Below are 24,831 nucleotides of genomic sequence, written 5' to 3'. Positions count from 1 at the left end.
GCGATGGATTTAATTGAGATCATCGTCATTTTGGCCGTAGTGATCACCTTGTCGAACATCTTAGCCAAAGCATTGCCGGCGGTCCCGATTTTTATGATCCAGATCATTTTGGGGATCTTATTAGGCTTGACCCATGTGGGCAGTTCGATCACCTTTGAACCAGAGATTTTTTTGGTGATGATTATCGCGCCGCTACTTTTTCGCGAAGGTGAGACGGCCGATATCCCAGCAATCTTACAACATTTTGGGATGATTTTATTTTTAGCTTTTGTTGGGGTCATCTTAACTTTAGTGGGTATGGGTTTTGCTTTGCACGCCTTTATGCCGACGATCCCGCTAGCTGCGTGTCTGGCTTTTGGGGCCTCGTTAGGTCCGACTGATGCAGTAGCTGTGGGTTCACTGGCTAAACGCTTAAAGATTCCCGATTCGGTGATGCATGTTTTAGAAGGTGAAGGACTGTTAAATGATGCGTCGGGTGTTACGGCGTTTCAGTTTGCGGTCGCAACATTACTCACGGGGCAATTTTCGTTGGCAGAAGCATCCAGTCGGCTAGTGATCTCTAGTCTTGGCGGAGTGGCGCTCGGATTTTTAGTGGCTTACATCAAACGCCAAGTCATCAAGTTGATCGAACAAATCTCGGCTCGGGACATTACGGCGTATTTTTTGATCGGTCTATTGTTACCGTTTTTAGCGTATCTATTGGCAGAAGTCTTTCATTTTTCTGGGATTATCGCAGCGGTAGTGGCTGGGGTAATGCAAGCCAATAAATTTCGTAAAATTAGTTTGTTTGACGCACGCTTATCCAATGTAACGGAAACGACGTGGCAGACGATCGGCTTTACGCTAAACGCGCTTGTCTTTTTATTTTTAGGGATCGAATTATCACAAGTTTTTTCTCCGATCTGGAATAGCCGCGCGTATTCGAATTTGCAAATGTTTACGATCGTGATCGTTTTGACGCTGCTATTATTTGTGATTCGTTTTGTGTTTGTGAGTCTCTTTTTCTTCGTTCGAAAAGGCTTCTCACAAACGAAAAAACAATTGAAAGAACGGTTGATCTTGACGATCGGCGGTGTAAAAGGAACGGTCAGTATCGCCACGATCTTCATTTTACCGACCACTATCAACGGTATCGAATTTCGAGAACGTTCACTACTGCTGTTTATCACCGCTTGTGTGACTTTTTTGAGTTTGATTATCGGGATGATCGTCTTGCCGATTTTATCAGACGGTGAGGTAATCCCCCCAGGTAGTCCGAAATTGATGGAAATCTTCCAATCGGTGATCGCGAATTTAGAAGAAGATCTGAAAAATCCGGATCTGAGCGAAAAAGAACAGCTTGCCTTGCAATCGGTGATCACCAATTATCAAAATCGAATCCAAGAGCTGTTCAATGAAACGATGCCGGAAAGTAGCCAACAAGAATTTCAAGAGATCCAAGCTTCCATGATCTCCATCGAGCGCGATGGATTAGACGAAAGTTTCCGCAAACGACAGATCAATGTGGAATCGTATCGTTTATATTCACGCTTTATCGCGAAATTCCAAGATTCTGTCAAACGCCAAGTTTTATCATTTCTAGGTTTTTGGTTGATCGTAGGCACGCGGTTAGTCCGGGTCATCTTGCATCCGAAAATGTATTGGCAGCGCCGACAAAATCGGGAAGATATCGTGGATAGTCGCGACTTGACTGCGGTCCATGAAGTCTTTTTACGCAACAGCCGCGCGATTTTAGAAAGTTTGGAAAACTTGCGCGATGTGTATGATGAAGAGTTGATCGACTTTTTTGTCGCTGAACGAAAAAATTTGATGGAACAAGTTTCGACTCGCGGTTTGTTTGGTACGATTTTGATCCAGCAAGATCCGCTGTATACAAAAGAGTTGATCCGCGGGTATTATTTGGAACGCAAGATCATTGACGAGTACGAAGAAGCTGATCAGATCACGACTTTTTCAGCTAATGAATATCGGCATCGGGTGAATTTGCTGGAATCTTACGCGATGCAGCAACCGACTGAGCCTTCGATCCGCTATGCTTGGCGAAAAAAACGGCAACACAAAAATAAATAGAATGACTCAAACAGACGCGAAAATTTTCGTGTCTGTTTTTTTTAAACGCCGATAAAAATAAAGCGCAACGAGCTTGCTGATTTCTTGTTATACTTGGTTAAAAAGGAAGTGGAGACATGAATGAAAAACGTCGTTGGTGGCATTTTGAGCGGGAATTAGAGTTAGGCGAACTGATCGGAGCCGGAATGATATATGCGTTTTGCTTTTCCAAATATGTTAGTTTGGGGCCGGCTTGGGACAATCCGACGTGGAGCGGGTCACCGTTTATCTTTAGTCTTAAACTAGCGGTATTGTTGTTCTTTTTGTATGTGGTGACGTTGCGGTTGCGCCAAAATGGGTACCAAAAATGGCAATCCGTCTTATGGTTCATCCCGCTAGTTGGTCCGCTGTATGTCATTTATTTATTGTTCACGAAAAAAACGCACCCGACTAAAAATTGTCTTTCTTAATGTTGATCGATCTGTCTGACATTGTGTCAGGCAGATTTTTTTAGTTTCACGTGACTTTCGTAAATCCCAAGCCCACCCGTTCAGCTTTTTTTGCGGCTATGGTATAATGGCATCGTTGAATTTTCAAGAAATGAGGCCAGAAGATGGATGGTATTTTACCATTATGGAAAGAACGCGGCTTGACTAGTCACGATTGTGTCTTTAAGCTACGTAAAATTTTAAAAATGAAAAAGATCGGTCATGGTGGGACTCTTGATCCAGATGTGGATGGCGTGTTGCCGATTTGTATCGGTAAAGGGACGAAAGTGATCGAATTTATGCAAGACAATCAAAAAATTTATGAAGGTGAGATCACGCTGGGCTTTGCGACGACGACAGAAGACGCAAGCGGTGACGTGGTGGAACGTACTGCGGTGACCGCAGCGTTACCAGAAAAAGCGATCGATACGGCGATGGCAAAATTCGTCGGGACGATCACTCAGATCCCGCCGATGTATTCGGCGGTAAAAGTCAACGGTCGCAAGTTATACGAGTACGCGCGTGCCGGTGAGATGGTGGAACGTCCGCAACGAAAAGCTGAGATCAAAACGTTTGAACGCGTGAGCCAACCGAAGTTCGATACGCAAACTAACACGCAAAGTTGGCGGTTTCGCGTTGTCTGCGGTAAAGGGACTTACGTGCGTACCTTAGCGGTCGATTTAGGTGCTGCGCTGGGTTATCCGGCTCACATGTCAGATTTGACGCGAACGGCAAGCGGTGGGTTTGTCGCCGGACAAGCAGTCACTTTGACTCAAGTCGCAGATCTCGTAGCTAGCGGAAAATTTGCGACTGTTTTACAACCGTTAGAAAATGCAGTTGCTGATTTTCCCCGCGTCGAGCTAGATGATGCGTTATGGCAAAAAGTGAAAAACGGGCAGATGCTGCCAGCAAAAGATTTTTCAGCTCAATTGGAGCAAGGATCGCTCTTAGCTTTTTTCTATCATGAAAAATTGGTCAGCTTGTATGAAGCCCATCCCGAAAAAAAAGCGTGGCTCAAACCGCGCAAAGTCATTCGTAATGAAGTAGGAGGCAATTGATGATGAAAACGATCAAACTCAGACATCCTTATCAGCCGCAACAAATTCCGGCAGGGGATGTTGTCTTAGTGTTAGGTTTTTTTGATGGCGTCCACCGCGGGCATCAGCAAGTGATTGCAACCGGAAAAAAAATCGCGGCTGAACGCGGACTACAGTTAGCGGTGATGACGTTTAACCAACATCCAGCAGTAGTTTTTCAAAAATTCACCCAACCGATCCAATATTTGTCGACACTCAATGAAAAAGAAATGTTGATGGAGAAATGCGGCGTTGATCTGTTATATGAAGTCGCATTTACTTCAAGTTTTGCAGGCTTGTCTCCCCAAGCGTTCGTTGATCAATATATCGTCGGACTTCATGCACAAGTGGTCGTAGCTGGCTTTGATTATACGTATGGCAAAAAAGCCGTCGCAAGTGTCGCGCAATTGCCTGAGTATGCTCACGATCGCTTTGAAACAGTCGTGGTGGATAAATTAGAAGACCAGGGAGAAAAAGTCAGCTCGACGCGGATTCGACAGTTGTTATTAGCCGGTAAAGTGGAAACGGCCGCGGAATTGTTGGGTTACGTCTATCAAACGCCAGGTGTCGTGATCCACGGCGATGCCCGCGGACGTGAACTAGGTTTTCCAACGGCCAATATCCAAGTCGCTCCACACGTTTTATTGCCAAAAGAAGGCGTCTACGCGTGCGAGCTTCAAGTCGGTGGCAAGTGGTATCAAGCGATGGGTTCCATCGGCCACAACGATACCTTTGGCCCGAACCGTGAATTGACAGTTGAGATCAACATTTTAGATTTTGATGAAGCAATCTATGGCGAAGAAGTCGCCGTTTCGTGGAATGCCTTTTTGCGAGAGCAAGTTGCTTTTGATTCGGCTGACGCCCTGATCACGCAATTAAAAGCGGATAAACAAGCAACAAGAGAATATTTTGAGAGAAAAATAAATTTTTCTGCTGACTAGTGGGTAACTAATAATGGGTCAGCAAGCCTTTTGAAGAAGCGATTTTTTCTTCAGAAGGCTTGTTTGCAGCTGGCTAACGATTATTTAGACAGCTAGATGCATTGGGAAAACTATTTAGCATTACTTTTTGAAATAGTATATGCTAAGTAAATCAAATGATGAGAAAGTTCAGTTTACATTGAACGTAGCGACTTGCCAAAGAGGAGTTGACGAATTAAAAAAACTAGTTGTTACGCGATTTGAACAATCTGTTGAAAAGAAAAGTTAGTTGAAAGGAAAATGTTCACTAACCCCATCACCTGTTTTTGTCCTGTCGTCTATGTTAAACTAGGCGCAGGCTCGCTTCGAAACAGCAACTTGAACGAGCCAGATATTTTGAGAGGAACAGCACAGTGAAAGCAAATCAAATAATCAATCAAAATAGTATCTCAGCCTACATTCACATACCATTCTGTGAACATATCTGTTACTACTGCGACTTTAATAAAGTTTTTTTAAAAGGGCAGCCGGTAGATGACTATCTGCAAGCGCTGCTAAAAGAAATTGAGCTGACTTTAGAACAACAGCCGGTAACTGAAACGAAGACGCTGTATATCGGCGGCGGTACTCCGACAGCTTTGTCAGCCCAACAGCTGGATGTTTTATTAGCCGGAGTAACCAAGCGCTTGCCGTATCAGTCAGGTGAGTTCACGGTGGAGGCCAATCCTGGTGATTTGACGGCTGATAAGTTAGCGGTCTTGAAAAATTATGGTGTCAACCGCTTGTCGATGGGCGTCCAGACGTTTGATGATCGCTTGTTGAAAAAAATCGGGCGTAAGCATACCGCTAAAGAAGTGTATGAGACGTTAGATTTAGTGGCCCAACATGGATTTTCCAATGTCTCGATCGATTTGATCTATGCATTGCCTGGCCAAAGTTTAGCGAGTTTTCGGGATTCATTGAACCAAGCGTTAGCGTTGGATCTGCCGCATTACGCGTTGTATTCGTTGATCTTAGAAAACAAGACGCTGTTTATGAATTGGGTGCGCAAAGGCCGCTTTGAGTTGCCGGAACAAGAAGTCGAAGCACAGATGTTTCAAGAGACGATGGATGCGATGAAACAGCACGGCTATGAACATTATGAAATCAGTAATTTTGCGAAGGCCGGTTTTGAAAGTCAGCACAATCAAGTCTATTGGAATAATTTGCCGTATTACGGTTTTGGCGCGGGAGCCAGCGGGTATTTAGGAAATGTCCGCTATAAAAATCACGGTCCGATCCAGCATTATTTGCAGCCGTTAAAAGCTGGAAAACTGCCGATCATCGAACGGGAGATTTTGACCGTTGAAAACCAAATGGAAGAGGAATTATTTTTAGGTTTACGGAAACAAGCTGGGGTCAGTTACGCGACCTTTGCCCAGCGTTTTGGCAAAAGTTTGACGAGTGTCTATGGTGCAGTGATCGACGAATTGGTCACGGCGGGCCTTTTGACAAAAACGGAAACTAGTATTCAGCTGACAGATGCCGGTGTCTTTCGCGGAAATGATGTCTTTGAACGCTTTTTATTTGATCATAAGCAAAGTTAGCACTCGATTATTCAGAGTGCTAACTTTTTTTGTTTTTTCCTTGACTTCTGTGTTCAGTGTGGTATATTAATAATCGAGTTAGCACTTAAGATAAAAGAGTGCTAACAAAGGGTGAGCTAGATGTTAACAGAAAGACAAAAATTGATTCTCAGCTTGATCATCCAAGACTTCACTGAAACAGGACAACCGGTTGGGTCTAAAACCCTCATGGGAGAAGGAGTCAACGCGAGTTCAGCAACGATCCGCAATGATATGAAAGCTTTAGAAGCGCTGGGATTATTGGAAAAAACCCATTCTTCTTCCGGGCGTATTCCCTCATTGCAAGGCTATCGTTACTATGTGGATCACTTGTTGCAACCTGATCAGGTGGATAAGCAAGAGATCACAGCGATTCGCAGTTCACTGCAAAAAGATATTCATGAGATTGATGATATCATTCAGCAATCCGCGGAGATTTTATCGCAAGTAACGAGTTACACCGCTTTTTCATTGGGACCTGAGATGAAAGATCGTAAGTTGACGGGCTTTCGGATCGTACCATTGAACAATCGTCAGATTTTGGCGATCATCGTGACCGATCGCGGTAATGTTGAAAGCCAAGTCTTTCGCATTCCGGAAAATGTTGCAGGAGAAGATCTTGAAAAGATGGTTCACATCATCAATGATCGGCTCGTTGGCCAACCGCTGATGACCGTTTACCAAAAATTGCGGACGGAGATCCCGTTGATCTTGCATCGTTATTTTCAAACGACAGACGGCATTCGCAGTTTGTTTGATGTCATTTTAAATGAAGCGTTTGAAGATAAGATCTTTATCGGGGGTCGGATGAATATTTTAAATTTTGAGCAGCACCAAGATGTGGGGCGTTTCAAATCGATCTATTCATTGATCCAAAATCCCGAAGCGTTGACCCAGTTGCTCCTTCCGTCAGATGAGCAGATCCATGTTCGCATCGGCAGTGAGCTAGGCAACCAATTGTTTGATGATCTCAGTATCATTCAAGCAAATTATGAAATCAAAGATCATGGACGCGGGACGATCGCTTTACTTGGCCCGACTTCGATGCCGTATTCAAAATTAGTCGGTTTACTCGAAGCTTTTCGCCACGAATTGACGAGCGCCCTAAACGATTATTATCGTTCATTAGATTATACGAATCACGATTCCTGATCAGAAAGGAAGGATAGCAAGTGGCAGAAGAAGAAAAACAAGCAGAACAAACAGCTGACGAGCAAGCGACTGAAAATACTGCAGCAACTGATTCGGTAACCGAAGCCGAAGTTGAAGAAACCGAAGAAGTGGTAGCAGCATCGGAGGTCGACACGTTAAAAGCGCAGTTAGATGAGATGGAAGATAAATTCTTACGTGCGCAAGCGGAAGTCGCCAACATCAGCCGCCGCAATAAAGCAGAGCACGAGAGTTTGGTGAAATACCGCTCGCAAGATCTCGGCAAGAAATTGTTGCCGGTGATGGATAATTTAGAACGAGCTTTGCAAACAGAAATCAATGACGAGCAAGGTGCGAGCCTGAAAAAAGGGGTGGAGATGGTCTTAGAAAGTTTGGCTGTCGCTTTAAAAGAAGAAGGCATCAAAGAGATCTCAGCACAAGGTGAGACTTTTGATCCGAATATCCATCAAGCGGTGCAAACGATCCCCGCAAGTGACGAGACACCGAGTGAAACGATAGTCGAAGTTTTACAAAAAGGCTATCAACTTCATGATCGTGTGTTGCGACCTGCGATGGTCATCGTCGCACAATAAATAAGCAAGTTACGTGTTAACGTTTAAATAAGTTTAAAAGGAGACTTTTGTTATGAGTAAAATTATCGGTATCGACCTAGGAACAACGAACTCAGCAGTAGCTGTCTTAGAAGGAAATGAAGCAAAAATCATTGCCAATCCAGAAGGCAATCGGACGACACCTTCTGTTGTATCATTTAAAAATGGTGAGATCCAAGTCGGCGAAGTGGCGAAACGCCAAGCCGTAACGAATCCAAACACCGTTTCATCGATCAAACGCCATATGGGTGAAGCAGGTTACAAAGTGGAAGTGGAAGGCAAATCTTACACACCACAAGAAATCTCAGCGATGATCTTACAATACATCAAAGGGTTTGCCGAAGATTATCTAGGCGAAACAGTTGAAAAAGCAGTTATTACTGTTCCGGCTTACTTCAATGACTCACAACGTCAAGCAACAAAAGATGCTGGTAAAATCGCAGGTCTTGAAGTGGAACGGATCGTCAACGAACCAACTGCCGCAGCGTTAGCTTATGGCTTAGATAAAACTGATCAAGATCAAAAAATCTTAGTCTTTGACCTTGGTGGTGGGACATTTGATGTTTCAATCCTTGAATTAGGCGATGGCGTGTTTGACGTCTTGTCAACAGCTGGAGACAACCATCTAGGTGGGGATGATTTTGATAATAAGATCATCGATTACTTAGTTGCTGATTTCAAACAACAAAACGGGATCGACCTTTCATTAGATAAAATGGCGATGCAACGTTTGAAAGACGCCGCTGAAAAAGCGAAAAAAGATTTATCTGGGGTTAGCTCAACCCAAATCAGCTTACCATTTATCACAGCCGGCGATGCGGGTCCATTGCATTTGGAAACGACATTGTCTCGGGCAAAATTTGATGAAATCACAGCTGACTTAGTGGAACGGACAAAAACACCAGTCCGCCAAGCGTTAAAAGATGCTGGACTTTCACAATCAGAAGTTGACGAAGTGATCTTAGTCGGTGGTTCAACGCGGATTCCAGCCGTTGTTGAAGCGGTTCGGAAAGAAACTGGTAAAGAACCAAATAAATCAGTCAACCCAGATGAAGTAGTCGCTATGGGTGCTGCGATCCAAGGTGGGGTCATCACAGGTGACGTTAAAGATGTCGTTTTACTTGATGTGACACCATTATCACTAGGGATCGAAACAATGGGTGGCGTGTTCACGAAATTGATCGACCGCAACACGACGATCCCAACTTCTAAATCACAAGTCTTCTCAACTGCCGCTGACAACCAACCTGCTGTAGACATCCATGTCTTGCAAGGTGAACGTCCAATGGCAGCTGATAATAAAACATTAGGCCGCTTCCAATTGACGGATATCCCGCCAGCTCCACGTGGTATCCCACAAATCGAAGTAACATTTGATATCGATAAAAACGGGATCGTCAATGTTTCTGCAAAAGACTTAGGAACGCAAAAAGAACAAAAGATCACCATCAAATCTTCTTCTGGTCTGTCAGATGATGAGATCGACCGGATGGTTAAAGACGCCGAAGCAAATGCTGAAGCCGATAAACAACGGAAAGAAGAAGTCGATCTACGTAATGATGTGGATGCATTACTCTTCTCAGTTGACAAAACGTTGAAAGAATTAGACGGTAAAGTCAGCGAAGACGAAGTCAAAAAAGCTGAAGCTGCCCGTGACGAATTGAAAGCCGCCGTTGAAGCAAACGACGTGGAACAAATGAAAGAAAAACGGGATGCGTTAAACGAGATCGTTCAAAACTTAACCGTAAAACTTTACGAACAAGCAGCTCAACAACAACAACAAGCTGATCCAAATGCTGCCTCAGATGCAAAAGATGGTTCAGATGATGTCGTAGATGCTGATTTTGAAGAAGTAGACGACGATGATGATAAAAAATAGTTAGTCGCAGTTGTAAAACTGATCGAAGTGATTAGTTTACAGCGCAACAAAAAGCCAAAGTCATCGCTTTGGCTTTTTGTTTTTTAAGCAGCAGGTCTAACTGGTGTCTTTAACGGAAGTTTTCTTAAAAATTGGTGCAGGCCATGCGGTTTTTTTACAAGTTGTGATACAATACTAACGATCTTAACGAAATATGGAGGGAAGCCAATGGCAACCAAACGTGATTATTACGAAGTCCTGGGAGTTGAAAAAGGGGCTTCGGATGATGAAATCAAAAAAGCATACCGCAAGCTTTCCAAAAAATACCATCCTGATATCAATAAAGCGCCCGACGCGGAAGATAAATTCAAAGAGATCTCAGAAGCTTACGAGATTTTGAGTGATCCGCAAAAACGTGCGGCGTATGATCAATACGGTCATGCCGGTACCGATCCAAATTACGGCGGCGGTGGCGCTGGTGGATTTGGCGGGTTTGATGGCGGTGGATTTTCTGGCGGCGGCGGATTTGGATTTGAAGATATTTTTGAATCCTTTTTCGGTGGTGGCGGCGGTCGGCAAGCTGATCCGACAGCACCACGTCAAGGGTCAGATCTACAGTACAGTGTCAAATTGGAATTTGAAGAAGCGATCTTCGGCGTTGAAAAAACCATCAAGTATAACCGCGAAGAAGTATGTCATACGTGTGATGGTTCTGGGGCTAAACCAGGAACGCAACCAGAAGTTTGTCACAAATGTCACGGCGCAGGCACGATCAATGTGGAACGGCAAACACCGCTGGGCCGTGTAATGAGTCGCCAAACGTGTGATGTTTGTCACGGGACAGGAAAAGAAATCAAAGAACCTTGTCCAACCTGTCACGGAACGGGGCACGAGAAAAAAGCCCACAGCGTGAAAGTCAACGTGCCTGCCGGGGTTGAAGACGGCCAACAAATGCGGGTGCCAAGCCAAGGAGAAGCTGGTATCAACGGCGGACCTTATGGCGATCTGTATGTGGTCTTCAAAGTTGCGGCCAGTGATATTTTTGACCGGGATGGCTCTGAGATCTATTACACGTTGCCGCTAAGTTTCGTGCAAGCAGCGCTAGGGGATGAAGTAGCGGTACCAACTGTTCACGGTGATGTGAAATTGAAGATCCCAGCTGGAACGCAAACTGGAACGAAATTCCGGTTGCGGGGCAAAGGTGCACCGCGCTTGCGAGGAAATACGACTGGTGATCAACAAGTTACCGTGAAGATCATCACGCCGAAAAATCTTAATGATGAACAACGAGAAGCTTTACGGGCATTTGCTAAAGCAGGTGGCCAAAACGTGTCTGAACAAAAAGATGAAGGCTTCTTTGGCAAAGTCAAAGATGCTTTTGGCGGTAAAAAATAAATGAAAAATAGATCTGGGCGAATGCTCAGATCTATTTTTTGGTTGAGCGCTCCAAAAAGCCCCGTTACCTGAAAGAAGTAACGGGGCTTTTACACGTTTATTTTATTGACCGCTTGCTTTGACTAAAAATTTTTTGATCCCGCGGAGTTCTTTTTCACCTTGGACCGGTGCGTTGTCGACTACGAGTAGCGCGATCATCACATAGGCGATCCAGCTGTCTCGTGAATACAACACGTAGCGCGGGCTCCATTTAGTGGCATATTTGTCTTTGTACTCTTTTAAACCTTCAAAGGAATAAAAGCGGGAACCAAAATTATAGACGAGATAAGCGAAGCGCTCTTGGATAAAACTTTTGCGGGAAGTCCCGACATTTGCAAGAGGTGCCATCCCGAGATCGAAGTATTGATACCCTTCAGCCCCTAATTGTTGGAACAAATTGATGAACAGAAAATCCATCACACCGCTGGGGGCTTTTTCCGGATCGTGGCGCATCAGATCGATCGTGCCGACTTCTTTAGTGTAAGTCGGCATAAAATTAGCGAACGCGACGAGCTCGCCCTCAGCATTTTTGACGACGGCGATCGGCGCGCGTTGCAAGTAAGGTTCTGAGAAGAAACCTAATGAGAAGCCTTTTTCTTTGCGGCCGTTGAGCCAGGCGTCTGAAATGTGTTTCAGTTGCTGCATCGTCGCTTGAGAAAATGGTGGCTTGATGATGTCGAATTGGAAGCCGTCACGGATCGTGCGGTTGATGGTCGCGCGTTGGCCTTTCATCTTTTTGCCGGTTAACGTAAAGTCTGGCAAATGGACGTGGGCTTTTTCACCGAATTTGATGAAGTCATACCCAAACTCATGAAGCAACATCACAATCTCTTCGCTGTTTTCGTAAAAGACCGGTAAATAATTGTACTGATCTGCCTCGTGCAACAACGTCTCAAGTGCGGCTTCGAAATCAGCCTTTTTGCCAGACGGATCGCCCATGACTAAAATTTTGTTGTTGAAAGTCGCCATTTGGAAAAAGACCGTATCTTCTTTACCATCATTATAGAAAAAGGCGTCTTTGTCATGTAAGAAGACGAGTTGGCTATCGGGATTGCCGCCATAAGTAGTTAAAATATGGTTGATTCGTGCTTCATCTACCACGCCGCCGACTTTGTACCGCTCGCCTTTCAAATAATTGATCAAGCCTAAAACGATCACCGACACGATTCCGATGGCAACTAGACCTACCATCCAAATTTTTTCATTTGGGAAAAGGAAAAATTCTGGCATGTGATGCCGGTGATGAATCGTCGGACTGTTGTAGACGCCGATCACGATGTAAAGAATTGCTAATCCACCGATGATAATGCCGTCGATCGTCAGCCACTCCGCCGAATAAACCAGCTGTTTGCGGTACAATTCTTTTTTCGAAAAGATCACAAAGATAAACAAGAGTGCTAAAAAGAAGCCGGTCGACCAGCGAAAGCCGGCGTTGATGGCGTACAGAAACGTCAAAAAGACTAAGATGAGAGTCGGTTTGTACGCTCGAGCGACCCGCGCGGCGATTCCGCGGCCGGCGATGATCAAAAGATAGCCGAGTAAAATTGCAGGAAAGATCACGATCACGCGGGAACGAATCGGATTCAAATGCTGTAAAAATGGCAAGCGGACAAAGGCTTCCGGAATCGTTGCTGATAAGACCAACATGATGCCAGTGAAATATAAAAAGAAAGCTTCCAATTTGTGGGAGAGTTCTTGTAAGAGATTCAGCGGGATGCCGTCATAACGTTCGTTGATGGTACCACCGAGATTTTTAAAGAGTAAGACCAACCCGATCGCAAATGGGATGAGGTAATAAAATAACCGGAACAGCAAGATCCAAGCCACGACAGTTTCGCGTTCGACATTTAAAGCTGATAAGCCGATGATCATCATGACATCAAAACTGCCCAGCTCCCCGGGAATCATTGAAGCGATCCCGATGACCGTTGCCGCAATGAATAGTGGTACGACTTCGCGGATCTCTAAATTGACGCCCATCAAAAGTCCGGTCGTGATAAAACTGACTAAGACCCCTGTCCATTCCAAAAAGGAGGAACCAACTAGTTTCAACCGTTGACTCGATTTCAAATCCCCTAAATATTCGCCGCGGCCGAAAATACTCAAACCAAAAACGATGGGAAAATATAAGCCGCCTGCGATCAGCCAGATCCAATACTGTTTTAAATACGGTTTCGTCTGACCGAAAATAACTAAGAAAAAGGAGATCAGCGCATAGATCGAAAGTCCGGATAAGGTGAAGACTAAAATTTTCGATAACGCTTTGACGACGGACTTGCCGGAATTTTTTTTGCCATAAAACTCAGAACGCAAGCCGGCACTGATAAAGCCGCCGAACCCGGCGATGTTGTTTAACGTGTTGATCAGCCAACTCGTTTCGAAAATATACATTTTTTTCGGTTTTTGGCCTAAGATCTCGTTTAACGTAAAATCATACCCCAGCATTGGGACAATCGAGATGAGACCGATCACGGCCATCAAGGCTAATCGTGTTTTGGGAACGTTACTGAACGTTGCGGCCAATTGATCTGGTGAGATGGTTTTGGCGATATTCATCAGTTCGAAAGCGACGACGACGATCACTGAAAGTAAGAAGATGATTTTTAATTTACCGGCGTGGTCTTTGAACCAGCGGGTGATTTTTTCCACAGCACTCACGACCTTTCTAATAAAAATTGCAAGACTTCTTGGTTGAAGCGTTTCGGATTGCGCCGCGCAAACATGTGTCCTTGACCAGAGACGATCACAAAACTCGCGTTGGGGATCGAACGAGCGATGTACATGGAGTGTTTCGTTTTGATCACATCGTGTTTGCCGACGATGACAAGCGTTTTGGCCGTGATGGCATTCAGATCTTTTTCCGTTAAGCCGATATCGCGAAACAACAAGCGCAAGATCGGCAAAAAATTGCGCATGCCAGTATCCACAAAAGCACCTAGCCAGACGATCCCGTATTGCACATAACTGGCAAGGTGGGGTAAGAGCCGCACGCCATGGGGATCGGTATTGCCGGCATTCAAGACTAAATGATCGACTTTTTCTGGATACAAGTGGGCAAAGACCATTGCGAGATTGGCGCCATCGCTAAAGCCTAACAGATCTGCTCGAACGACGTGTTCTTGTTCCATGATCTGGTGTAAGTCTGCGGCCATCAAACTAAAGCTGGTTTCTTTTTGCGTGTTGGTGGAACGGCCATGACCGCGGCTGTCTACCACGAACACTTTGAAGTGCTGACTGAAACTTTCGATTTGATTGGAAAAATATTTTCCGCTGCCGCCATTGCCATGAAGCAAAAACAGCGCGGGGCCTTGGCCGATCGTTTCATAATAGATTTTGGAACCATCGGGCAGCAAGGCGAATTTTTGTTCACTATTCACACTATCACCTACTAGCTCTAGTATACCGATTTTTACATAACATTCACAACGTTTTGAGTGTGACATTTTTGCAAGGAAGTTAAAGAAGTCTAAAACACAGCATTTTTTATTTTTAAATCACTGGAATTTCTAGTAAGATGGAACAAACTAGAGAGCTTGGATGATGTAGATGGAAAAAGTCAAACGTGGATTGAAAATTATTTTTGTGTTACTGGTAGTCGCTGCCCTGCTGCTGGGCGGTTTTTTATTGTTCCGAACGGTGAAGCACGCTAAACAAGTCGACAGCTATCGTTCAGTGGTGGAAAAAAGTGCGGCAAAATACGGTGTCAAACCGTATACGAATGTGATCTTGGGAATCATGATGACCGAATCAAAAGGTCGGGGGACTGACCTGATGCAAAGTTCGGAAAGCGCGTATGGTGATCAAGGCAAGATCGCGACCAAAGCCGAAAGTATCGAGAATGGAGTCAAACATTTTGCTGAGACGTACCAAGCCGCTAAAAAAGCGGATTGTGATTTGAATACGGCGGTCCAAGCGTACAATTTTGGCTTGCAATATATCGATTACGTCGCCAAACACGGTGGAAAAAATACGGTGGAGCTAGCGGAAAATTATTCTCGTGATGTCCTGTCACCAGTGTTAGGCAATAAGCAAAAAAGTCAGTACCGCTATATGAAGCTCCAATCGCTTTTTTATAACGGTGGCTACTTGTATAAAAACGGCGGCAATATGTTTTACGCAAACGTCGTGAAGATGAACCAGCAAATCGTCGAAGCGTATCATAAAGTGAAAAACGGTGGGGGCTGAGCCTGCATTTACTCTTGCATTTATTAGTGTTCGTTTCACCGTTTGGGCTCAGTCGAAGGTAGCAACTTCAACTGGACCTACGCTTTAAACTTATACGTCCAGCTAAGAAGGCACAGCGATTCAGTTACTGAGTCGTTTTTCTTTTGGCTTTTTTTAGTTGGTGAGGACGTTTGAAAGGAAAAAAATTTGGAGCGCGGTCCAGATTTTTCTTCATTAGAAAAACTTATGAGTAATCAAACAGAAAGCTTGAAATTCCGCTGATTTGTGCTAAAATGATAGCTGTATAATTTTGCCTAGAAGTCGCGCTGATCAACGAAGTATTGGGGCGATTTTTACAGCTGTTATCAGAAAAATGAGGTGACGCTTCTTGCAAAGGATTCCCCAACAAGTGATCGAGGAAGTTCGGGAAAAGACGGATATTGTTGAAGTGATCGGACAATACGTCCAGTTGAAAAAATCCGGTAAAAATTATTTAGGTCTCTGTCCGTTTCATGAAGAAAAGACGCCTTCTTTTACCGTCGCAGCAGACAAACAGATCTTTCATTGTTTTGGCTGCGGCAAAGGCGGCAATGTCTTTACGTTTTTGCAAGAGTTAGACGGGATTAGTTTCCCGGAAGCTGTGAAAAAAGTGGCGGACTTAGAACAGATCCCGCTAGCAATCGAGATTTCAAGCGAGCCTAAAGTCGAGTCGAAAAATCAGCCGTTGTTGAAGCTCCATGAAAAAGTTCGCGAGCTGTACCATCATTTGCTCGTTCATACCAAAGTCGGCGAACCGGCATTACAATATTTACATGAACGTGGGCTAAGTGATGAACTGATCGCAGAATTTAAAATCGGTTTTGCGCCGAATCAACGGGATTTTTTAGTCCAAGTCGCTAAACAAGAAGAGCTGTCGGCTGATGTGCTAGCGAAAAGCGGTTTGTTCATCGCTCGGGATGACGGCAGTTTCAGCGATCGATTTTATCAGCGGGTCATGTTTCCGCTAAATGACGCGCGGGGACAGACGATCGGATTTTCGGGGCGGTTTTTACCGACAAAAGAGTTTGACGGAGCGGATCAGCCGAAGTATTTGAACTCACCGGAAACGGAGCTATTCAACAAGCGGCAAGTGTTGTTCAATTTTGACAAAGCGCGCGGTGAGATCAGAAAAAGCGGCGAAGCAATTTTATTTGAAGGGTTTATGGATGTTTTGGCAGCTTGGCAAGCCGGGATCAAAAATGGTCTGGCGTCGATGGGGACGAGTTTGACGGATCAGCAGATCACCGCCATCGAACGGGTGGCAAGTCAAGTCGTCGTGGCGTATGATGGCGATGATCCTGGTCTGGCTGCGACTAACCGTGCGTTAGACAGCCTGAAAAACCACAGCCGTTTGCAACTAGCGGCCGTGATCGTGCCGGAAAAATTGGACCCGGATGAGTATTTGCGTAAGTACGGAGCAAAAGAATTACAAAATCTGCTCCAGCATGGACGCAAGACGACGTTCGTCTTCAAGATGACCTTTAAGCGCAGTCAGTGGAACTTGGAAAATGAGAAAGATCGCTTGGATTATTTAGCTGATGTGTTGCAAGATTTGGCGTTCGTTCGTTCGCCGATCGAGCAAGATCTTTATCTGGGACAGTTGGCGACTGAATTTAGTTTAGATAAAGCCAGTCTCAAACAGCAGTTGCGACAATTACGGCAGCAACAACGCCATGAGGTGCGCCAATCGCAAACTAAAACGGTCGCTGTGGTCGCGCCAAACGTCAAAAAAATGTTGACCAGAGAAGAAAAGGCTGAACAGATGTTGATTTATCGGGTGATGTATGAACGAGCGACGCGGGAGTTGTTAGTGAGTGAAGATTTCCAGTTCATCCATGATGCTTATCAAGAGTTGCTGTTATACATCGACAGTTATTTGACGACACAAGATACGTTCGTGTTAGCCGATTTTTTGAATTACTTGAAAGAAGATCATTTAAAGCAATTGGTCATTGAGATCTCTGAGCTGGATCTGACAGAACACAGTACCGAACAAGAGCTCGTGGATCTGATGCAGGTGATCGGTCAAGCTGGCATCGCTGATGAAATAAAACAACGCCAAAAAGAGCAGCTTGAAGCCAGAAAAGCCGGCAACCAGCAACGAGAATTAGAGCTTACGATCCAGATCATTGAACTGACGAAGCGCTTAAAACAAGCCTAAAAGTGAAAGGGGCATTTATTTTATGGCAGACGTAAAAGGGAACAACGAATATAAAAAAGCTTTAACCGCATTGATCAAGGAGAAAAAACCGTTAGGCCAAGTCGAATATGACGAATTGACCAACAAACTGGCGACTCCTTTTTCATTAAATGCCGAAGCGATGGATGAATTGATCCAAAAAGTCGAAGATGCTGGGATTAGTGTCGTCGATGAAAATGGTGAACCATCCAAAGCGAGCTTGAAAGTCAACGAAAAAGCGGCTAAAAAAGCTAAAAATGAAGATCTGTCCGCCCCAACTGGTGTGAAGATCAACGACCCTGTGCGGATGTATCTAAAAGAGATCGGCCGGGTACCATTGTTGACCGCCGAAGAAGAAGTCCAACTGGCTTTGCAGATCGAAGAAGGCGACCAAGAAGCCAAACAACGTTTAGCGGAAGCCAACTTACGGCTAGTCGTCAGTATCGCCAAACGCTATGTCGGTCGCGGCATGCAATTTTTAGATCTGATCCAAGAAGGTAACATGGGCTTGATGAAAGCTGTTGAAAAATTTGATTACCGTAAAGGGTTCAAATTCTCCACGTACGCAACGTGGTGGATTCGCCAAGCCATCACGCGGGCGATCGCTGACCAAGCGCGGACGATCCGAATCCCTGTGCATATGGTGGAAACGATCAACAAATTGATCCGGGTGCAACGGCAATTACTGCAAGATCTAGGCCGCGAACCAACACCTGAAGAGATTGGAGCGGAGATGGATCTACCGACTGAAAAAGTGCGGGAGATCTTGAAGATCGCACAAGAGCCTGTCTCATTGGAAACGCCGATCGGTGAAGAAGATGATTCCCATTTAGGTGATTTCATCGAAGACCAAGAGGCGACGAGCCCGGCTGAACATGCGGCTTCTGAGATGTTGAAAGAACAGTTAGAAGATGTGTTAGACACATTGACTGACCGGGAAGAAAATGTCTTGCGTTTGCGTTTTGGGCTAGATGATGGCCGGACGCGCACGTTAGAAGAAGTCGGCAAAGTCTTCGGCGTAACGCGCGAGCGGATTCGTCAGATCGAAGCCAAAGCATTGCGGAAATTGCGTCATCCATCTCGTTCTAAACAATTAAAAGATTTCTTAGAATAAACGATGCGAGGCACTTGCTGCGAGTTGCAGTGAGTGCTTTTTTTTTCTGAAGTGGCTGAAAGTTTATTTTTGACTTTCAAGCGGCTGTCAGCTGTGATAGATTAAAATGGAAAAGAGCAAGAAGAGGAGTTTTTGATATGAATGAATTATTAGGTCAAGTGTTTACGGCATTGATCATCGATGAAAATGACCGTGAGTACCTCGTCCAAAAAAATGGCATCACGTTTCGGTTGCAAAAAGGCGAAACGAAACACGCGATCGGGGATGCGGTAGAAGGTTTTGCGTATGTCGATCAAAATCACCATGCCGTGTTTACCGAAACGATCCCGCAAGTGCGAATCGGAAATTTTGGTTTTGGTACCGTGACGGATGTGCGGCGTGATCTTGGCGTGTTTGTCGATATCGGCTTGGAAAATAAAGATGTGGTCGTTTCGATGGATGATATGCCTGCTATGAAAGAATTGTGGCCAAAACGCGGTGACCGGTTATTGATCAGCTTGCGAATCGATGAAAAAGAGCGGATCTGGGGCGTGTTAGCCGATGATACGCAGTTTCGTTCCATGAGTCGTCCCGGAACAGCGGAGATGCAAAATGAAGACAAGACCGGGACTGTTTATTTATTGAAAGTTGCCGGCACGTATTTACTGACGGATGATCTGTACATTGGCTTTGTCCATCCATCTGAGCGTTACCGAGAACCAAGGCTTGGAGAAGTCGTCCAAGCGCGCGTGATCGGTGTGCGACCTGATGGCGTGTTGAATTTATCATTGAAGCCGCGCGCTTATGAAATGATCAACGATGACGCGGCACTGATCTTGACGATGTTAGAACGCAATGCCACCCATGAATTGCCGTATTGGGACAAATCTGCGCCTGATGAGATCAAAGCGGCATTTGGCATCAGTAAAGGCCAGTTCAAACGGGCGATCGGTCATCTGTTAAAAGAAAAACGGATCGAGCAAACAGAAGGAAAGATTCGCTTAAAAAATAAAAGCTAATTGAGAATAGGTTGCGGAAACTCTGGGGATAACTTATAATGATTCTAACTAAACGAAGAATTTAGTTTGCTTTTTATTTGTAATCATTATAAATACCCAGGAGGATCTGACCATGAATGCAGCGTTAGCATTGAAAAAAACAAAGAAACAACTTCACGATTCTGGATTCAAATTGACGCCGCAACGGGAAGCGACGCTGTTAGTTCTATTGGAGAATGAAAAAGATCACTTATCCGCGGAAGAAATTTATTTTTTAGTCAAACGAAAAAGTCCCGAGATCGGGTTAGCGACAGTCTATCGAACGTTGGAGATTTTGACGGAATTGCATATCGTTGACAAGATCAGTTTTGATGATGGGTTAGCGCGGTATGACTTACGCAAAGAAGGCGCGAAACATTTCCATCATCATTTATTATGTTTGGAATGCGGCAATATTGAAGAGATCGAAGAAGATCTGCTGGGAGAAGTCGAGCAAGTGGTGGAAAGCCGTTACCATTTTCAAGTCAAAGATCACCGGCTGACTTTCCACGGGATTTGCCAAGCGTGCCAGCAAAAGAAAAAGCAATAGTTTAGAAATCGACCGAAATCGGTTATAATAGACCAGCATGAGTCCCTTGTCTCGTTGCAAGGGACTTTTATATTGAAGTTGAAAAGTTGCGAGAGCTTGTGCAGCTAGAACAAAAGAAAAGCGGAGCGAGCTCGTTCAGCTTTTGAGTCAAGCGTTAGAAAGCGGTGAAAATTTGGAAGAGCAGATCAACGAATATTTGCATTATTTAGCGGTCGAGCGAGGGCTTTCCCTCAACACGCGCAAAAGTTATGAGCGGGATCTCACTCAGTACGTCGCGTTTTTAAAACAGCAAGGGGCGACGGATTGGCAAAAAGTGGAGCGTTATTTGGTCGTGCAGTTTTTGGAACAGCTAAAAGCAGAAGGCAAAGCTGCCACGACACTTGCTCGCATGATCACCAGTTTGCGGCGCTTCCATCAATTTTTACGGCAAGAGCGTTACACGGATCATGATCCGATGCAGCATATCGATAGTCCAAAGCGTGCCCAGAAGCTGCCACAGATTTTATCGTTAGCCGAAGTGGAGCGCTTGATCGCAACGCCGGATACCACGACGACTTTGGGGATTCGCGACCGTGCGATCTTGGAAGTGATGTACGCCACCGGGTTGCGGGTCAGTGAGTTGATCGGTTTGAAGCTAGGGGATCTGCATTTGGAGATGGGTTTGTTGCAAACGATTGGTAAAGGTGACAAAGAGCGGATCGTACCGTTAGGGGATTACGCGATTCATTGGATCGAGCGCTATTTGGCAGAAGCTCGGCCACTATTGACGAAAAAAACGCCGCAAGAAGTGCATTTGTTTGTCAACAATCATGGGCATGGTTTGTCACGGCAAGGGATCTGGAAAAATTTGAAGCAGCTCGTGTTAAAAGCGGGAATCAAAAAAGATGTGACCCCCCACACGTTGCGCCATAGTTTCGCGACGCATTTGTTAGAAAATGGCGCGGATCTCAGAACGGTGCAAGAGTTGTTAGGGCACGCGGATATTTCCACGACCCAGATTTATACCCATGTCACCAAACGCCGTATGACCGAGGTCTACAAAGAATTTTTCCCGCGGGCGTAAGGTGTTGATGAGTGGTGAAAATTCTAGTGTTAGCCCGTTGAGTTAGTTGAACAGCGGATAGTTATTGAGGAGGATAAAATGCTCGCAGAATATCGAAGTAATCAACGTAAGATCGCGATGGGGCTGTTAAGTTTCCATCGTAATTTGAAAGACCAGCAGCATTTGTTAAAAGAAATCGACACGTATGAACAAAATGAGCAGTTCCAACTGTACTGTTATTATTGTGAAGGCAATGAAAATGTCCAAGGCGTGATCGGAGTCGAATTGACTGCCGAAGGGATCGTCGTGCATGATATCAGTTTGAATCCGTCGTATCGTGGAGAAGGTCTCGGTTTTGAGATGTTAAATGAACTTCAAGCGCTGTACCCGGAACAGACGATCTACCCGACGAAGATGACCGAAACCTTCATCCAGAAATGGCGGGCGCGCAAGTAGTGGATGCGATCAATTTAAAACTCGATATCTTTGAAGGCCCGCTGGATCTGCTGCTGCATTTGATCCAAGAGTTGGAGATCGACATTTATGATATCCCGATCGCGGAAATCACCGAGCAGTACATGGAGTTCATCCACGCGATGAAGACGTTGGAGCTTGAAGTCGCTGGCGAGTATTTGGTGATGGCGGCAACGCTGATGGCGATCAAAAGCCAGCTGCTCTTACCCAAACCAGAAGTCATTTATGATTATGAAGAAGAAGTCGGCGAAGATCCTCGCGATGCCCTCGTGCAGCAATTATTAGAATACCGCAAGTATAAATATGCTGCGGAAGTGTTGGCAGAAAAAGAAACGGAACGCCAGCTGCATTTTGCTAAACCGCCGCAAGATCTGACGGAATACGAGGAAACGCTGGCGCCATTGCCTGCAGGAAAATTCAATTCGATCGATTTGTTTTTAGCGTTACATGACGTATTGAAACGCCAAAGACAACAAGTCCCGCAAGCAACCAGTATCGGGACTGAAACGATCTCGATCACTGAAAAAGTCCAGCAGATCACGCTGCAAGTGAAAAAATTAGCACCGGGAGCTAGTTTGACATTGACGGAGCTTTTCGTCCATTACACGAAAGAAGAAGTGGTGACGACGTTTATGGCGCTGTTAGAATTAATGAAAAAACAGATCGCGCAAGCTGTACAAGATGAAACGTATGGCCCGATCGTGATCGCAAAAGGAGCATTGGCATGAGTGTGTTGAGCCATTTAGAAGCGTTGTTGTTTGTCGTTGGCGCAGATGGCATCGGCTTAGAAGAATTGGCGTTTGCCGTTGGATTGGAGACGGCAGATTGTTACGCGGCGTTGCAGGAGTTGAATCAGACGTACGCCAAAAATCCTGACGCGGCACTGACGATTTTAGAAGTGGGACAGCATTTTGTGTTGACGACTAAAAAAGACTTCGCGCCGCTGTTAAAAGATTTTGCCCGCTCACCAGTGGCCGCTAAATTGAGTCAAGCTGCTTTAGAAACGCTCTCCATTATCGCGTATAAACAACCCATCACTCGAAGTGAAGTCGATGAATTACGGGGCGTGCAGTCCAGTGGCGCTGTTCAGACATTGACGGCCCGGCAATTGATCGCTGAAGTCGGCCGGGTGGATGGACCGGGGCGTGCGATTTTATATGGCACGACGGATTATTTTATGGATTATTTTGGATTGAAAGATTTGAGCGAACTGCCGGATGTCCAGCAGATGGAAGAAGATCTAGCCGAAGATGAAGCGCCGCTAGATTTGTTTTACGATCGCTTTAAGAAAGAGGATGAAGAAGAATGGAAAGACTACAAAAAGTGATCGCCCACGCCGGCATCGCATCACGGCGCAAAGCCGAAGACTATATCACCGCCGGGCGCGTTCGCGTCAATGGCGAAGTGGTCAATGAATTAGGAACCAAGGTCGGAAAAAAAGATCGCGTCGAAGTCGACGGGGTCCCAATCTATCAAGAAGAGCCGGTCTATTATTTATTTTACAAACCGCGGGGCGTGATCTCAGCGGTCTCAGATGATAAAAATCGGGCGGTCGTGACGGATTATTTTGCGGAAGTCCCCGAACGGATCTATCCAGTCGGTCGGTTGGATTATGATACTTCTGGCATTTTACTGCTGACTAATGATGGCGATTTTTCCCAAAAATTGGCCCATCCGAAACACGAAGTCGAAAAAGTTTATGTGGCCAAGGTCAAAGGGATCGCGGATAAACAAACGTTGCAACCATTGCGTAAAGGTGTCCGGATTGAAGGCCGCAAGACCGCACCAGCGCGTTACAATATTTTGTCGACGGATAAAAAAGCTGAAACCTCGATCGTAGAACTAACGATCCATGAAGGCCGTAATCACCAAGTCAAAAATATGCTGGCCGCAGTCAATCTGCCGGTGCAAAAATTAAAACGAGAACGTTATGGCGAGTTGACATTAAAAGGATTGCAGCCAGGAGATTACCGGCGTTTGCATCCAAAAGAGATCAAAAGTTTGCTGGGACAATCCAAGTAAACCTTTTCCTTGTATTTTGTTAGTAAATTTGTTAAAGTATGAATGTAAAAAAAAATAGATCAAGGTTCGTCTTCAGGGCAGGGTGCAATTCCCGACCGGTGGTGATAGTCCACGACCTGCGCAAGCAGTTGATTCGGTGCAAATCCGAAACCGACAGTACAGTCTGGATGGTAGAAGATAGGGCTTATTTGAGCAGATCAAATAACTCTATGCGCTGAAGTTGCATAGAGTTTTTTTGTTGGGATGGGCGTGGTTTTGAACAAACGCCGCAAGCTAGCTGACCGAGGCAATTGTTGTTGACTGATGTCTTTTCTAATGAAGCTTACTCAAATAGTTCGTGAAGATGAATTCCTGAAACTAGGAGGAATTTTTTGATGAAGAACGTGAAGTTACAAAAGATGACCGCTGTAGCCGTGTGTGCCGCGATGGGATTGATCTTGCAATTTATTGCTTTTCCGATCGTCCCGATGTTTCCCTTTTTGAAAGTCGATTTCAGTGATATCCCTGTGATCATCAACATGTTTATCTTTGGTCCGGTGGCTGGGATCGCGACGGCATTTGTGCGTTCGTTGTTGCATTTGACTTTGACGGGCTTTTCCGTCAACAATCTGATCGGAGACGCGGCGAGCTTTTTAGCCACGACGATCTTTACATTGCCGATCTATTATTTGTTCAACAAAGAAAAACACAACTCAGCTAATAAATTTTTCGGTGTGAGCTTGGGGATTATCTTGATGACGGTCTTTATGAGTATCGCCAACTATTTTATTATCACACCGCTGTATTTAGCCGCTTTTGGATTATCGGCTGGGCAAATGCTCGGGATGAGTCTTGGCCGCTACGTTTTAGTCGGGGTCGTTCCCTTCAACTTAATCAAAGGGGTCTTAGTGAGTGTCGCGTTTTTAGCACTCCACGCCAAACTCGTGCCTTGGCTTTCTAAAAAAGTCGTTCAGACTCATGGGCACCATTCCCTTTAATTTTGCAAACAGATACTAAAAAAGGTCCCACTTCTTTTCAATCGAGAAAGAAGTAGGACTTTTTT

22 protein-coding genes and 1 riboswitch are annotated in these 24,831 nt (G+C 45.1%); of the genes, 20 read left to right on the top strand and 2 right to left on the bottom strand.

The genetic code is table 11. From position 1 onward, the window contains the following. Window positions 1-3: 3 nt before the first annotated feature. From GVJ38_RS04150 to dnaJ, 9 genes are all read left to right on the top strand, one after another. Window positions 4-2,070, top strand: coding sequence for a cation:proton antiporter (locus GVJ38_RS04150; RefSeq protein WP_159721911.1), 2,067 nt, complete (start codon window positions 4-6; stop codon window positions 2,068-2,070). A gap of 116 nt (window positions 2,071-2,186) precedes the next feature. Further along, the gene (locus GVJ38_RS04145; RefSeq protein ID WP_159721910.1) at window positions 2,187-2,519 is read left to right on the top strand and encodes a DUF805 domain-containing protein; all 333 of its coding nucleotides are present in this window, start codon (window positions 2,187-2,189) and stop codon (window positions 2,517-2,519) included. Between the two features lie 143 nt (window positions 2,520-2,662). Next, a complete protein-coding gene (gene truB, locus GVJ38_RS04140; protein WP_159721909.1) occupies window positions 2,663-3,595 on the top strand; it encodes a tRNA pseudouridine(55) synthase TruB in 933 nt (310 codons plus the stop codon). A gap of 2 nt (window positions 3,596-3,597) precedes the next feature. Then, window positions 3,598-4,554, top strand: coding sequence for a riboflavin biosynthesis protein RibF (gene ribF, locus GVJ38_RS04135; protein ID WP_159721946.1), 957 nt, complete (start codon window positions 3,598-3,600; stop codon window positions 4,552-4,554). Between the two features lie 407 nt (window positions 4,555-4,961). Continuing rightward, entirely contained in the window at window positions 4,962-6,119 is a 1,158-nt protein-coding gene (gene hemW, locus GVJ38_RS04130; protein ID WP_159721945.1) for a radical SAM family heme chaperone HemW, read from the top strand. Window positions 6,120-6,239: 120 nt separating this feature from the next. Beyond that, window positions 6,240-7,289 (top strand): heat-inducible transcriptional repressor HrcA, encoded by a 1,050-nt coding sequence (gene hrcA, locus GVJ38_RS04125; RefSeq protein ID WP_159721908.1) that lies wholly within the window; start codon window positions 6,240-6,242, stop codon window positions 7,287-7,289. A 20-nt stretch (window positions 7,290-7,309) separates the two neighbouring features. Continuing rightward, window positions 7,310-7,879 (top strand): nucleotide exchange factor GrpE, encoded by a 570-nt coding sequence (gene grpE, locus GVJ38_RS04120; protein ID WP_159721907.1) that lies wholly within the window; start codon window positions 7,310-7,312, stop codon window positions 7,877-7,879. Between the two features lie 52 nt (window positions 7,880-7,931). Beyond that, window positions 7,932-9,776: a molecular chaperone DnaK gene (dnaK, locus tag GVJ38_RS04115; RefSeq protein WP_159721906.1), complete on the top strand. Its 1,845-nt coding sequence runs from the start codon at window positions 7,932-7,934 to the stop codon at window positions 9,774-9,776. A 207-nt stretch (window positions 9,777-9,983) separates the two neighbouring features. Beyond that, window positions 9,984-11,150: a molecular chaperone DnaJ gene (gene dnaJ / locus GVJ38_RS04110; protein ID WP_159721905.1), complete on the top strand. Its 1,167-nt coding sequence runs from the start codon at window positions 9,984-9,986 to the stop codon at window positions 11,148-11,150. Between the two features lie 102 nt (window positions 11,151-11,252). On the opposite strand, the gene mprF is transcribed toward dnaJ, so the two are convergent. Then, window positions 11,253-13,838: a bifunctional lysylphosphatidylglycerol flippase/synthetase MprF gene (gene mprF, locus GVJ38_RS04105; RefSeq protein ID WP_159721904.1), complete on the bottom strand. Its 2,586-nt coding sequence runs from the start codon at window positions 13,836-13,838 to the stop codon at window positions 11,253-11,255. Window positions 13,839-13,843: 5 nt separating this feature from the next. After that, window positions 13,844-14,566, bottom strand: coding sequence for an alpha/beta fold hydrolase (locus tag GVJ38_RS04100; RefSeq protein ID WP_159721903.1), 723 nt, complete (start codon window positions 14,564-14,566; stop codon window positions 13,844-13,846). Window positions 14,567-14,735: 169 nt separating this feature from the next. Between GVJ38_RS04100 and GVJ38_RS04095 the strand changes: the two genes are divergently transcribed. The 11 genes from GVJ38_RS04095 to GVJ38_RS04045 all read left to right on the top strand — a co-directional run bounded on the left by GVJ38_RS04095 (window position 14,736) and on the right by GVJ38_RS04045 (window position 24,766). Continuing rightward, window positions 14,736-15,374: a lysozyme family protein gene (locus tag GVJ38_RS04095; RefSeq protein WP_159721902.1), complete on the top strand. Its 639-nt coding sequence runs from the start codon at window positions 14,736-14,738 to the stop codon at window positions 15,372-15,374. Between the two features lie 367 nt (window positions 15,375-15,741). Beyond that, window positions 15,742-17,553, top strand: coding sequence for a DNA primase (gene dnaG, locus GVJ38_RS04090; protein ID WP_159721901.1), 1,812 nt, complete (start codon window positions 15,742-15,744; stop codon window positions 17,551-17,553). Window positions 17,554-17,575: 22 nt separating this feature from the next. Next, window positions 17,576-18,685, top strand: coding sequence for an RNA polymerase sigma factor RpoD (rpoD, locus tag GVJ38_RS04085; protein WP_159721900.1), 1,110 nt, complete (start codon window positions 17,576-17,578; stop codon window positions 18,683-18,685). Window positions 18,686-18,822: 137 nt separating this feature from the next. Then, window positions 18,823-19,683, top strand: a complete 861-nt coding sequence (locus GVJ38_RS04080; protein WP_159721899.1) for a CvfB family protein — start codon at window positions 18,823-18,825, stop codon at window positions 19,681-19,683. 112 nt (window positions 19,684-19,795) lie between these two features. Beyond that, complete coding sequence (gene fur / locus GVJ38_RS04075; RefSeq protein ID WP_159721898.1) at window positions 19,796-20,251, top strand: ferric iron uptake transcriptional regulator; 456 nt, start codon at window positions 19,796-19,798, stop codon at window positions 20,249-20,251. A 172-nt stretch (window positions 20,252-20,423) separates the two neighbouring features. Next, window positions 20,424-21,314, top strand: a complete 891-nt coding sequence (xerD, locus tag GVJ38_RS04070; RefSeq protein WP_159721944.1) for a site-specific tyrosine recombinase XerD — start codon at window positions 20,424-20,426, stop codon at window positions 21,312-21,314. Between the two features lie 78 nt (window positions 21,315-21,392). Further along, a complete protein-coding gene (locus GVJ38_RS04065; RefSeq protein WP_159721897.1) occupies window positions 21,393-21,749 on the top strand; it encodes a GNAT family N-acetyltransferase in 357 nt (118 codons plus the stop codon). After that, a complete protein-coding gene (locus tag GVJ38_RS04060) occupies window positions 21,749-22,495 on the top strand; it encodes a segregation/condensation protein A (RefSeq protein WP_159721896.1) in 747 nt (248 codons plus the stop codon). Before GVJ38_RS04065 ends, GVJ38_RS04060 begins: the two co-directional genes overlap by 1 nt. Beyond that, a complete protein-coding gene (scpB, locus tag GVJ38_RS04055; RefSeq protein WP_159721895.1) occupies window positions 22,492-23,094 on the top strand; it encodes an SMC-Scp complex subunit ScpB in 603 nt (200 codons plus the stop codon). The genes GVJ38_RS04060 and scpB overlap by 4 nt, the downstream gene beginning before the upstream one ends. Then, entirely contained in the window at window positions 23,073-23,789 is a 717-nt protein-coding gene (locus GVJ38_RS04050; RefSeq protein ID WP_159721894.1) for a pseudouridine synthase, read from the top strand. The genes scpB and GVJ38_RS04050 overlap by 22 nt, the downstream gene beginning before the upstream one ends. Before the next feature lie 64 nt (window positions 23,790-23,853). Beyond that, window positions 23,854-23,972: riboswitch (FMN riboswitch) on the top strand. Window positions 23,973-24,163: 191 nt separating this feature from the next. Then, window positions 24,164-24,766: an ECF transporter S component gene (locus tag GVJ38_RS04045; RefSeq protein WP_159721893.1), complete on the top strand. Its 603-nt coding sequence runs from the start codon at window positions 24,164-24,166 to the stop codon at window positions 24,764-24,766. Window positions 24,767-24,831: the final 65 nt, after the last annotated feature.

The sequence above is a fragment of the Enterococcus sp. CSURQ0835 genome, assembly GCF_902706605.1.
GTDB lineage: Bacteria > Bacillota > Bacilli > Lactobacillales > Enterococcaceae > Enterococcus_A.
The sequence above is the reverse complement of the archived record's forward strand: the minus strand, read 5'-3'. Positions and strand labels throughout refer to the sequence as shown.